The sequence below is a fragment of the Aliikangiella sp. G2MR2-5 genome, assembly GCF_015687155.1.
In the GTDB taxonomy this organism is placed as follows: Bacteria; Pseudomonadota; Gammaproteobacteria; order Enterobacterales; family Kangiellaceae; genus Aliikangiella.
On sequence record NZ_JADPQF010000004.1, the window covers coordinates 295,871 to 308,046 of the forward strand.

9 protein-coding genes are annotated in these 12,176 nt (G+C 40.9%); 5 read left to right on the forward strand and 4 right to left on the reverse strand.

Annotation, left to right across the window (positions count from 1 at the left end; all coding sequences use genetic code 11):
* Positions 1-17 precede the first annotated feature (17 nt).
* Positions 18-4,457, reverse strand: coding sequence for an EAL domain-containing protein (locus IYN84_RS14325; RefSeq protein WP_196139925.1), 4,440 nt, complete (start codon positions 4,455-4,457; stop codon positions 18-20).
* 206 nt (positions 4,458-4,663) lie between these two features.
* Positions 4,664-5,161 (reverse strand): FxsA family protein, encoded by a 498-nt coding sequence (locus IYN84_RS14330; RefSeq protein WP_196139926.1) that lies wholly within the window; start codon positions 5,159-5,161, stop codon positions 4,664-4,666.
* Positions 5,162-5,534: 373 nt separating this feature from the next.
* Here IYN84_RS14330 and IYN84_RS14335 point away from each other — a divergent pair, with 373 nt between their 5' ends.
* The 5 genes from IYN84_RS14335 to IYN84_RS14355 all read left to right on the forward strand — a co-directional run bounded on the left by IYN84_RS14335 (position 5,535) and on the right by IYN84_RS14355 (position 10,675).
* Complete coding sequence (locus tag IYN84_RS14335; protein ID WP_196139927.1) at positions 5,535-7,220, forward strand: response regulator; 1,686 nt, start codon at positions 5,535-5,537, stop codon at positions 7,218-7,220.
* 38 nt (positions 7,221-7,258) lie between these two features.
* Complete coding sequence (cutA, locus tag IYN84_RS14340) at positions 7,259-7,600, forward strand: divalent-cation tolerance protein CutA (protein ID WP_196139928.1); 342 nt, start codon at positions 7,259-7,261, stop codon at positions 7,598-7,600.
* A 36-nt stretch (positions 7,601-7,636) separates the two neighbouring features.
* Complete coding sequence (gene dsbD / locus IYN84_RS14345; protein WP_196139929.1) at positions 7,637-9,517, forward strand: protein-disulfide reductase DsbD; 1,881 nt, start codon at positions 7,637-7,639, stop codon at positions 9,515-9,517.
* 60 nt (positions 9,518-9,577) lie between these two features.
* Entirely contained in the window at positions 9,578-10,006 is a 429-nt protein-coding gene (locus tag IYN84_RS14350) for a GFA family protein (protein WP_196139930.1), read from the forward strand.
* Between the two features lie 87 nt (positions 10,007-10,093).
* Positions 10,094-10,675 (forward strand): lipocalin family protein, encoded by a 582-nt coding sequence (locus IYN84_RS14355; RefSeq protein WP_196139931.1) that lies wholly within the window; start codon positions 10,094-10,096, stop codon positions 10,673-10,675.
* A 164-nt stretch (positions 10,676-10,839) separates the two neighbouring features.
* Here the strand turns inward: IYN84_RS14355 and IYN84_RS14360 are convergent, their stop codons facing one another.
* Both IYN84_RS14360 and IYN84_RS14365 read right to left on the reverse strand, forming a co-directional pair.
* The gene (locus IYN84_RS14360) at positions 10,840-11,505 is read right to left on the reverse strand and encodes a ChrR family anti-sigma-E factor (RefSeq protein ID WP_196139932.1); all 666 of its coding nucleotides are present in this window, start codon (positions 11,503-11,505) and stop codon (positions 10,840-10,842) included.
* Positions 11,502-12,071, reverse strand: a complete 570-nt coding sequence (locus IYN84_RS14365) for an RNA polymerase sigma factor (protein ID WP_210330512.1) — start codon at positions 12,069-12,071, stop codon at positions 11,502-11,504. The genes IYN84_RS14360 and IYN84_RS14365 overlap by 4 nt, the downstream gene beginning before the upstream one ends.
* Between the last annotated feature and the right edge of the window lie 105 nt (positions 12,072-12,176).

The window sequence follows — 12,176 nt, forward strand, 5'->3', positions numbered from 1 at the left end:
CTACGCTTAGTGTTATGCTAAATAATTTCGAAGGTCTTGTTAAGAAGCTTTTCAACTTCCTCAATCGGCATTGGTTTGGCAAACAGGAATCCTTGAGCGTGCTCAACCCCTGCATTGTGCATGAATTTGAGTTGTTCCTGAGTTTCTATTCCCTCCGCGACAGTTTTCAGGTTCAACGACTTCGCCAGAGAAACAATGGTATTTATTATCGCATTGTTTTCTTGACTCAAGCCAACTTTTTGTACGAAGCTGCGATCAATTTTTAGTTTTTTAATTGGAAGCTGGTTAAGGTATTTGAGCGAAGAGTAACCTGTTCCAAAGTCATCCAGAGCAAGATCGATCCCCTTTTCGGATAACTTTCCAAAAATTCGGTTAGCCTTTTCCATATCTTTCATTAGGATACTTTCTGTTAGTTCAAATTCAATGAGCTCGGTTTTTACAGAATGCTTTTTTATCAAAAGCTCAATAAAACTATTGAAATCGTAATGGTGTAAATGTCTGGCAGAAAGATTAAATGCCATACCTATTTTTAAACCTTTTTGATGCCACTTGGCGAGGTCAGTAAATGCTTTGTCAAGAAGATATTCCGTTATCGGAATAATCAAGCCTATTTCTTCTGCAATCGGAATAAATTCTGATGGCGCAATATATTGACCCTCAGAGTTTTTCCAGCGAGCCAGCGCTTCCATTCCAATAATCTTCCTGGTTTTAAGACAAATTTGTGGCTGATAGACCAGGTAAAATTCATGGTTAGATACGCCCGTTCGAATTTGATTCTCCAAGCTTAATCTTTCCTTTGCAGCATGGTTCATAGAGTTTTCGAAATACTGAAAATTATTTCGGCCAGCATTTTTAGCGTGGTACATTGCAATGTCTGCATTTTTCAATAATTGCTGAGCATCATCACCATCGGTCGGGTAAGTAGAAATTCCTATGCTCGGGGATACAGAAATTTGGTTTTCTCGCAATAACATAGGCTCTTGCATTTTTTCAATGATGTTTTGTGCAATACGATTAATAGAGTCTATATGGTCAATATCTTCAAGCATTACTACAAATTCATCGCCTCCTAAACGCGCTACAGTGTCGTCTTGACGTATTGCTTTACGCAATATTTGGGCAACATTAATTAACAATAAATCTCCCACATCGTGTCCTAGTGTATCGTTGATTTGCTTAAATCGATCAAGATCGATAAAGAAAAGTGCTAGTTTTTGAGAACGGCGTCGACAGTGTTCGATGGCATGAGTAATTCGATCCAAAAGCAAGGCTCTGTTTGGTAGACCTGTAAGCGCATCATAGTTAGCTAGTTTTCGTAGTTCATTTTCAGCCTGTTTTTGCTTGCTGATATCAGTCAGAGCAAATACGAAATGTTCTTTGCCTTCATTGTCTTTGAAACTGGTAGCGTTGATAAGTACTGGTAATGGACGTTTGAAATTTCGGGTAAGCAGGCCTTCTCCTTCCCAATGACTTTGCAAATAGATTTGCTTAAATAGTGATGCTATGATTTTTCTATTCCCCTGCTCATCGGTGAGGAATTTCATCGGTTTTCCTATGACGAGACTATTTTCGTATTCTGTTCGCTTGTAGAAAGAACTATTGGCAGCAATAACATTCTTTTCATGATTGAGTACAAATACGATATCGCGGGTATTTTCAAAGGCATTCGAGAAAAGTCTCATTTTATCTCGCGCTTCTTTGCGCTCGGTAAAGTCTGTGTAAGTACCGGTTACACGAATGGGGCGTCTCTGCTCATCAATTTCAGTTACCGTTGCCATATCTCGATACCAGGCCCACTCGCCTTTCTTATTTTTAAGACGATAAGTGATATCGAACTGGGATTTATCCTGAAGCAAAAAAGTCGCCCAAGCGGTTAAGAATTTCTCGCGATCATCTTCATGTATTGCCTGAATTCTTTCTTCAAAAGATATTTCCTCTTCTTCCTCATCTCCATCATTTTGCAGCCGAGGTTCATAGATAACATTGCTGATTGCATGCCAGTCCCAAAGACCACTATTACTTCCCTGTAACGCAAGACTTAAACGCTCTTCGCTTTGCATAATTTTTTGGTGAGCTGCAGCCTTTGCCTCTGCTCGCTTCTTGTATCGATGATAATTAAACCAGAATATTAGAATTGACAGTAGTATATAACTGGCAAAAGCCTGTCTGGAAAGCCAGGGAGCAGGTTTACTATGAATTTTTAGCACTGCGGGCTTAGATTCAGCACCTGTTTCGTAGTCTATTGCGGTAACATACAGAATGCTTTCACCAGTAGCGATTGACGGAAAAAATAATTCACTTTCTTTAGTCAATATCGGCTTAATGTTTGCCGCACCTTCAATCCAATAGCGATATTTTATCTGCTCTGGTTTATCAAGTAATAGTGCTGATAGCTCAATTTTTACTCCAAAATCATTGTACTCAAGTGTCAGTTCTGTATTGTTAAAGTCGCCATATCTAGAGCCCATTTTTTTGGAAAGAACAGATAAATTGGTTATTTTATTGGTGACCTCTCTTTGCACCCTGCTAGTCATCAGATTTGGAGAAAATATGGAAAGTCCTTTCAGGCTACCCAGGGCAATGTCCCCATTGGAAAGCCTGGTACTAGCACCTCCCATAAACTCGCTTGTAGCAAATCCGTCATTCTTATCAACCACTTTCGCGTTGTAATTCAGTTTATTAATCCTGAGCAGACCTGTATTGGTTGTAATCCAGAGGTTGCCGTGATTATCTGGAAAGATATCCATAATCGTGTTTACACCAAGCTCTTCTTCCTTAAAAAACTTGAGTTCTTCGCCGTTATTTGCATCGAGTATGAATAATCCAAGGCCTGTGTATGTTACCCAGAGTTTATCTCCTTCACGATAAACGTCGGCAGGAGATGAAATATACGATTCACTTGGCGGTAATTCGTGAAAGCTGGAGATTTGTCCAGAATCATGATCATATTTGACCAGACGATTATATCCTGAAGCGAAGTAGGTGCTTCTTTCTCCGGTTGCGGTATCAAAAAGTAGACCTAGTGTCTTGGTTCTATCTCCATTGGTCTTGCTAGATTCAACCATGGATACCTGGTTTGTTTCCGTATTTAACAGGTAGGTACCATCGAGATTAGAAAATAATAATGTTTTTTCATCGACAAAACGTAGCCCTCCGAATGGCTTTTTCAATATTTCCTGTGTTTTTTCATCAAAAATTTTATTGGAGAGACTTTTAGTCTCTCTGTTAACAACTTTCAATCCTTTTCCGGTATTCAACCAAATTTCATTTTCGGACAGCGCAATTTCATAAATTGTACTTGAGCTGACTACCTGTTTTTCATCGGGATTTATCAGAAATGATTCGACGTTCCGGGATTCGAGGTCGACCAGGTTCAATCCATTTTGAGTACCTACCAGAAGTTCTCCGTTCTCGGTTTCTTTGACGGTTAGAACCTGGTCATGGCTCAATGATTTTGAAGCTGGGCCATCTTTGGAATAATATTGCTTTATCGCCGGATTGGGCTTCCATTTAAAAACACCTTCTCCACGAGTTCCCATCCACAAGACACCTTCTTTATCTTCAACCATGACATTAATGTCATCATCGCTGATAGCAAAAGGTGTTTTAGATAATTGCAACAGGTGCTTTAGTTCGCCGGTCTTGTTGAGCTTAAATAGTCCTAAGTCGGTAGCGAGCCAGTAAAATTGCGGCTTTTCTATAACCTGCCAGATATTTCTTTCTTTGACTATTGATTTGCCTAAAGGACCTTTTTTAGGTTCTGACGACTGAAGATCGGTAAGTTGTATAGCATAAAGACCTTCTACTGTTCCGACTAGAACCCGACCGAGACGATCTAAAGTTAAAACTTTGACATCATTTTGGTCTCTGACATCAGACTCGTCTGGAGTGTGAATAATCTTTCTAACTTTTTTGCTGGAAAGATCCAGACTGTACAGACCGACGGTAGTCCCCACTAATAGTTGATCTTCGAGAAGAAGTAACGCTCTGATGATAAATTGCTTGTCCGGATTATCGAACCAGTTGTTGATGGTATCAATATACTCAAACTTATTGCTGTTGCGATGGTAATAAAAAACTTCGTAGTAAGTAGTCAACCATAAGTTAGTATGTCTATCTTCAACCAGCTCGGTTAGTATTGGAAATTCTAGCTTAAAATCCGGAGGATCCGGAAAGCTAAATGGGTTGAGGCTATTTTGTTTCTTGTCGAGAATAAAATTCTCGTGAGGCGCGGCCCCAACCCAGATTTTACCGGTTGAGTCCTGATGTGGTGATTCAGTAAAGTTATTGAGTAAAACGTCGCCGGGACTGCTTATTTTTCGAATGCGGTACCCATCATAGCGATTGAGTCCCTGAAGTGAGGAAATCCACAAATAGCCTTCATCATCAACCAAAAGACCGGAAATATTACTTTGGTTGAGACCATCTTCAGTACTCAACTGTTTAAGTTTTACCATTGCCTGTGCGTAGGTAACAAATAAACTGATGCATAGAGTCAAGAGAAGTGGCTTTTTGAAAAATGGCATGCTTTGAGTGTTATTTGACTTATTTATGTGTTTCTCAAAGTATAGCAGCGATTTTCTAAAAAACTATTTAATCAAAATAATGTTATTGACCACAACTCATTGATATATAACTAATTATGCCATCAAGCCAGCCAGCCCTAGTGAGGAGATTGATCTTCATAATCGCCCTCAACCGTTCTGCCGGAATGATGTGAGTGGTACTTACTACTTTGTTGCTGACTTTTCTGAGTGTGATAAGAATAATTGGCCGTATGCGAGTAGGTTGCCTGGAAATTACTCGCTTTTGAAGTCCAGCGCTTAAGCATTTGTGCTGCAACCAGATAGCGAACGGCCGGGATTAACAATAAAAAACCAATAGTATCGGTAACGAATCCTGGGGTTAGCAGCAAGCCGCCGGCAAATAGTAACTGTGCGGCAGAGGCCATTGCCATTGCAGGGACCTGTCCCTGTGCTAGCTGAGTCTGAATTTGTTGCCAGGTGTGCAATCCTTGCTTTTTTAACAGATGAACTCCCAATATTGCAGTTGCCAGCACCATTAACAAAGTTGGTCCTAATCCCATCAGATCTCCGACTTGAATAAAAACGGCGATCTCAATAATCGGGGTGATGATAAAAAGTAATAGTAAAAGCTGCAAAATAACTCTCTGTGGTAGTAAATTTCAGTATATTCAATTGAAAAGAGTAAAAAATGATCTATTCCTACCCTGCTCACCATTCAATTGTACCGTGATTCTTAACATTATGTGGGGCGGCTCAAATAAAATAACAAACTTAAAGTAGTAACTAATTGTTTCTAAATCAAATATCCGTTAACTTTATATGTTACGAATTTAGCAATATCGGGCTATCAAAGCATGCTATTATTATTTGAAACGAACCATAATTTAGCAGGCGAGCTTACTTCTCTAATCGACAGGATGTTTCTCATCTGGCAGTCGATTACAGAATTAGTCTTTTTAATGTAGCTCGAATAACCCGAAACCAGATTAACGCTAGTACCCATATTTCATGCCAGAAAGTCAGATTAGTAACGAAGTCAATCAGCAGTTCCTCCGTCGAACACCGGTCAAACTCCGCCAGTTTTCACGGTTATTGAATGATATGGCCTGTCAGGATATTGATCCGCTCAGGGTTAAAGCTCTGTTATCTCAGGTTAATAAAACCAGAGAATCTTGTCTTGCCCAGAACTTTGAGCTTACTGCCAAGTTGCTCAATAATGTCTATAAACAACTTTCAATGAGTGAAGACGCACTTGCAACACAGAAGCCTTTATTAAAGAGGCTTTCGGTTAAACTGGCGGAGCACTCAGAAAAGCTGGAACTCGGCGTCAAGCCGCAAAAAGAGGTTCCTGCTATAGAAACAAAACCAACACCAAAAGTTGAAGAAGCACAGGTCGATGAAGACGATAGCGTTGATTCTTCACTTGAAGAGCAGGGAATATATCTGGACAAGGGTGTTGTTATTTTTGCCAGCGAAACTCCGGATAAGTATCAAGGCCTCGGGGAGCAATTTGTTTCTCTAGGCGTTGAAGTACACTATACAACTAGCCTTTCAGAAGCTAAAGAGCATGCAATAGATAATCCGGGTAGCATTATTGTTGCACCCCTTTCCCTGGCGGTAAACAATGAGCAGTTGGAAGATAATGAAATAGAAACCAATCGAATTCCGCTCATCTATTTGTCCGAAGAAGACTCTCAGCAAGACCGGCTATTATCATTACGCAGTGGTGGCACAGGCTTTTTGGTTGAACCGGTTTCAATCTCGGCTTTATTAGAGGTTATTGAGCGTCAGTATGACTTGCATGCTGATTCTGCGTATCGTGTTCTAGTAATGGAAGACTCCAAGGCACAGGCTCGCTACTATGACAAAGTTCTCGGCAAGGGGCATTTCGAGACTCGAATTGTTAACGATCCAAGCGTGTTACTGGAAGCACTTCGAGGATTTGAGCCAGAAATGATCCTCATGGATATGCAAATGCCAGGTTGCTCCGGGATAGAGCTAACCCGAGTAATCAGGCAGATGCCAAGGTATGCCTATCTGCCAATTATTTTTCTTTCTGCCGAAGAGAGTCTGGAGAAGCAAAACCAGGCGCTTTTGTCGGGAGGTACCGCTTTTATCGTCAAACCCGTGCAAAAAGAGCAGCTGATGTTTATGGCCAATCTTTATGCGAAGCGGTTCAGAGAGCTCAATCCTCAAATAGGAATTAATCCTGACACCGGATTTGCCTATGCCCACCAGTTTAAGCAGCAAATCGCCATAGAATCTGCGCGCATGAGTCGAAATGCGGGCAATGGTGCACTCGCTGTGATTCAGCTGGACAATACTCAGGAGTTAATCGATGCCGCGAGTTTCTCTCTCATCAATGTGGCAATTTCGCAACTTGCTTTGCTACTTAAAAAGCGATTACGCAAAACGGACATCATTGGACACCTTGAAACCGGACAGCTCGGGATTATACTAACGACAGGCACCAAAAAAGACTGGCGACGTATAATGGATGAAATTCGTCTCCAATTTGCGGAACTTCCCTTCCATCTACAGCACGAAGATAAGTCAATGACGGTGAGTATCGGCTTGTCGGCCTTGTCGACCAACTCTGATGCGCACAAATGGTTTGAGCAATCGGTGAACCTTCTCTCGCAAGCGCTAGCGAACGGGGGAGATCAGGTAATCGCCTGTGAATCATTTAGTTAAAACCATAAATTTGAAATTTAGCTGAAGGATTTACCCTGGTGACTAGTACTAATAATTATCGCCTTTGCTTAACTACTGTCGATTCTGAGTCGACCGCTCGTCAGATTGCTGAAAATTTACTGAAACAAAAACTGGTTGCATGTGTCAATATCAGTGCAAAACAGCTATCTCTCTATTATTGGCAGGGCAAAATCTGTGAAGAGGCCGAGTATTTACTGATGATGAAGACTGGATCGCAGACAGTGACTCGATTAGAAGATAGCCTGATGAAGATACATCCTTATGATGTCCCCGAGTTTATCGTTCTGGATATTATTGACGGCAGTAACGAGTATTTTAAGTGGATTGACTCATCTCTTGAGATAGCTGAAGAGAAATAGGGCAGTCTCCTGACTAGAAGCAAAAAGATTAGACAAATGAATAACTTAAAGAATATTTTTATCTCGACCCTGGTTTTTCTCATTAGTATTGGAGCAGGGGGGGCTGTGTGGGCTGCTGAAAGCGACGATTTGGCTGATCTTTTCAAAGCCAGCACAGAATTTCTCAAGGTGGATGAAGCCTTTGTACTTTCGACTGAAATAGTTGATCAGGAAATAATCGTAAAGTTTGAAATCGCTGATGAGTACTATATGTATCGCAGTCGCTTCTCTTTTGGTGCTGAAGGTGCCTCTCTCGGAGAGGCTTTTATTCCTGATGGGAAGAAAAAAGTCGATGAATATCTGGGGAATGTGGAGGTCTACTATCACTTTCTTGAATTGAGCGTTCCTTTCAAGGCCCATCAAAAAGAGTTTACCTTTGTTATTGAGTATCAAGGATGTGCTGAAGCAGGGTTATGTTATCCACCAGAAGAAAAGCGAATTCAGCTTTTTGCTGACAAAATTGAGCCGAGAACGGCGGTTACATCAATTGACTCAGGAAGCAACAGCTTGCTTGATGATGGTAATAAGACGTCTGACTCAGTTAAATCAGGTCAGGTTTCAACGTCTTCTGACAGCGCTATGAATGAAGAGTTTGTACCAGAACAGGAGCAGGTAGTTAACTTTCTGAGTGACAAAAGCCTGATTGAAATCGTGTTTTACTTCGTCCTGTTAGGTATTGGCCTTGCTTTTACGCCTTGTGTTTTGCCAATGGTACCCATCTTGTCGAGTATTATTGTTGGCCAGGGCAAGTCGATATCAACTGGAAAAGCATTTGGACTGTCGCTTTCATACACTCAGGCAATGGCTATTCCCTATACTATTTTTGGCGTTTTGGCCGGTGCAGCAGGAGAGTCGCTGACAGCAACTTTCCAAGAACCTCTGTTTATCGGTATTACTGCGAGTATATTTGTGCTTTTGTCTCTATCCATGTTCGGCTTCTATGAGCTTCAATTACCCAGCGGGTTACAAAGTAGACTCAATAGTATTTCCAATAATCAGCAAAGCGGATCCTATATCGGAGCCGGTATTATGGGCGCTATCTCGGCCCTGGTTGTTTCGCCGTGTGTCACAGTGCCGCTGGCAGGGGTGCTTCTGTACATAGCTCAAACTGGAGACCAGCTAATTGGGGGGATCGCTCTTTATTCGTTAGCTGTCGGAATGGGGATCCCGCTATTGGTTGTTGGCGTCGGAGGTAACAAAGTATTGCCCAGAGCTGGGGCGTGGATGAATGCAGTTAAAGGCGCTTTTGGTGTCGGTATGCTGGGAATGGCGCTATATATTTCCAAACATCTGATCCCTGGCCCTCTCTATTTATTTTTATGGGCAGCGCTTTTGATTGGGGCAGCAGTGTACTTAAAATCTTCCACCGCGACTATCAGTGGAAAACTTTGGGCCAGTGCACGCCTGGTGATGAGTCTGTATGCGCTAGTTCTTATTGTCGGTGGTGTAAATGGAAATGATCGACTCACCGATCCTCTGGCTAGCTTTCGTGGAGAATCAAGCGCACATGCACAATTTAAACTGGTTAAGAGTATTGCTGATGTAGAGCGAGAAATTTTGGCGGCCAATGCTCAAGGTAAATCAGTGATGTTCGATTTTTTTGCTGAAAGTTGCACTGCCTGCTATGAGTTTGCCGATTACACTTTCTCCGACCCCAAAGTTTTGGAGGCGCTTGATAATACTGTACTGATACAGGCTGATGTAACAAAAAATGATACTATCGATAAAGCGCTAATGAACAAGTATGGAGTGGTAGGTTTGCCCAGCATCCTGTTCATTGATCGAGAGGGCAAAGAGGACAAGCGTTACCGCGCTATTGGTTTTGAAGATGCAGAGACTTTTGTTCGACGAATAAAAGCCGCCTTGAAAGAAAGTTAACGAAAAGAGCTGTTAATTTTTCATAGTAATAACCCGGAACATTGATGAGAAATCGGAATAATGAATAGCAAAAAAAAGGTTCATGGAAGCTGCTTGTGTGGAAAAGTGCACTATGAGTTTACCGAAAGTCTCGGTATCTTCCAGTACTGTCACTGCGAGCGTTGCCGAAAGTTTACCGGTAGCGCTCATGCGGCAAACATTTTTGTAAGTCCGGACAATTTCAATTGGGTTAAAGGGGAAAATTTTGTTGGCAAATTCGAACTTCCCGATACTAAATATTTCGCCACCAGTTTTTGTCAAAATTGCGGGTCGTCTCTTCCATGGATGATACAAACCGGAAAAACTATGGTTGTTCCTGCCGGTACTCTGGATGATGATCCGGGAATCAAACCGACGCAAAATATTTTTTGTGCTTTTGACGCAAAATGGTATGTGCCAGCCAGTGATTTAAAGTCCTTTGAGGAACTTCCTGTTTCAAGGAATAGCTAGCGGAAGGGAGTCAACTGTCAAAGATTGGTGATCTGTTTTTAATTAGTATACGTATATCCAGATATTGCACTAACTGGATTAATTCTAATGAACAAACCTTTAAAGTACTTTGCTGGCATAAGCTGTTTTTTCCTAAATTTTACCTGTCAGGCCAATGACTGGTCTATTCAACCTGTTTCCAACTTTGATTCCAACCGTTATCTTGGTACCTGGTATGAAATAGCGCGTATTGATAATAGCTTTGAAAGAGAACTGGACAATGTTACTGCTACTTACTGGTTAAAGAAAAATGGTGACATAGGGGTAAAAAACAAAGGATTCAACACTGAGGACGGTGAGTGGGAAGAAGCTCAGGGTTACGCAGAGTTTGCTATTGAAGAATCTGTCGGACATTTGGAGGTAACCTTTTTCTGGCCATTTTATGCCGATTATATTGTGTTTGAAATTGATCCTGATTATCAATATGCGTTTATAGCAAGTGATTCTGAAGATTATTTATGGTTATTGGCCAGAGAGCCAGTAGTTGATGACAGTATAATCGAAAAATTTTTAAAGCTCGCTAAAGAAAAGAAATTTAATACCAAAGAATTGATTTTTGTCTCACAGGATAAATACATTGGTGAATTACCGGAGTATTCCGATAATAGTTCAACGCATATAAGCAAATGATTTGACTATGGCGACAAACTCTAAAACCTACCTTAAATAAGCTTTGTAAATTCTTAGAAATTGAATGATATGCTTTAGCGTAGCTTGTTTTTTAATTTTTTATCCACGCATATCTTCAGGCATTCCCAAGTGAATGCCTGACTTTTTCAAATTGCTTGTAATATCTATTGACGGATAAACCAGTTTATCAGAGGACCTGCTACGCCGGTAAATTTTAAAGGAGCATTGGTTACCGCGAGACAAATACAACCGTCTTTTCCTGCGATAGGCTGGTGTTCAGTGGTTTGGTCTTGTACCACAAACTCTCCTTCCCTGTACTCACCCATAGAATCTCTAAAGCTACCGTCAAGAACTAACGTAAACTCTTCACCTTGATGGGTGTGTTTAGGAATTTTGGCATTTGGCGCAAATCTTAATAGCTCGATTGTCATTCCTTCATCTTGCAAGTCAATTTCAGCTTTAAATATTTTTGATGTTAAACGCTTCCAGTCGAAAGTTTGAAATTGTTTATTGTAAATAGTATTTACAATATCAAGATCAATCTGTGCAATAGCACATTCATCAAATGCAGATGATTCATTAGAGTCAGAAAGGTACTCAATATCTTGCATGAGTTTGTCAAACTGTTCATCAACTCCCATTGACTCAACTTCAATCGACTCAACTTCAATCGACTCGAGAGTGTTACCTCCTATTGATTCCAGTTCACTGATTTTCTTCTGACACTCACGGCAACTATGGTGATGAAGTCCAATGATAATAGATAAAGCGGGAGCTACTTTTCCGCTGGTATATTTAAGTAATAATTCAATATCTGGATGGTAGTTCATATTTCTTTACCTCCCATTTGGGAGCGCATTATTTTCAGAGCGCTTCTTACTCTGGATTTAACAGTTCCTAAAGTCATTTCCAGCTCTTTAGCGACATCGCTATGGCTTTTATCCTCGAAATAGACTTTCTGAATTACATGTCGCTGTTCATCATCGAGCAAATCTATATTTGATAGTAATGATGAGCGGCTTCTGTCGGCCTGGAGTTCCTCATCTGGTCCAGGCTCGCTGCTGGTTAAAACAGGTTCTTCTTCGCTGGTTTCCTCTATACGCTTCTTTCTTAAATAGTCAATTCTAAGATTTCTCACTATGGTGAAAATCCAGGTAGCTACTGCTGCTTTTTCAGGATTATAGGTTTTAGCCTTTTGCCATATTTTCATAAATACTTCATGAGTCATCTCTTCCGACTTGTTGGTCAGCCCATGACTGGCGTAAAACGCTTTTATTTTCGGTGCGAAATGCAGGTAAAGTGCGCGAAATGCATCTTTGTCCTGGTTATGGCTTACCGCACAAAGATGCACTTTCCAGTCATCACTATTGGGCTTTGGTTTTGTCGTAGAAGACATTGGTCGTTGCTTGATACTATTGACTCGTTTAGGCCAATATACAAGATTAGCTGTGATTTGTCTTTTTTCTAAAGCGTTTTGCATTTTTTATCGAAGTAGTCCTGG

Bases quoted from the DNA above. Each gene is read 5' to 3' on its own strand.
- IYN84_RS14325 (WP_196139925.1), bottom strand. From the start codon at position 4,457: ATGGTAAAACTTAAACAGTTGAGTACTGAAGATGGTCTCAACCAAAGT.
- IYN84_RS14335 (WP_196139927.1), top strand. From the start codon at position 5,535: ATGCCAGAAAGTCAGATTAGTAACGAAGTCAATCAGCAGTTCCTCCGT.
- dsbD (WP_196139929.1), top strand. From the start codon at position 7,637: ATGAATAACTTAAAGAATATTTTTATCTCGACCCTGGTTTTTCTCATT.
- IYN84_RS14350 (WP_196139930.1), top strand. From the start codon at position 9,578: ATGAATAGCAAAAAAAAGGTTCATGGAAGCTGCTTGTGTGGAAAAGTG.
- IYN84_RS14355 (WP_196139931.1), top strand. From the start codon at position 10,094: ATGAACAAACCTTTAAAGTACTTTGCTGGCATAAGCTGTTTTTTCCTA.
- IYN84_RS14360 (WP_196139932.1), bottom strand. From the start codon at position 11,505: ATGAACTACCATCCAGATATTGAATTATTACTTAAATATACCAGCGGA.
- IYN84_RS14365 (WP_210330512.1), bottom strand. From the start codon at position 12,071: ATGTCTTCTACGACAAAACCAAAGCCCAATAGTGATGACTGGAAAGTG.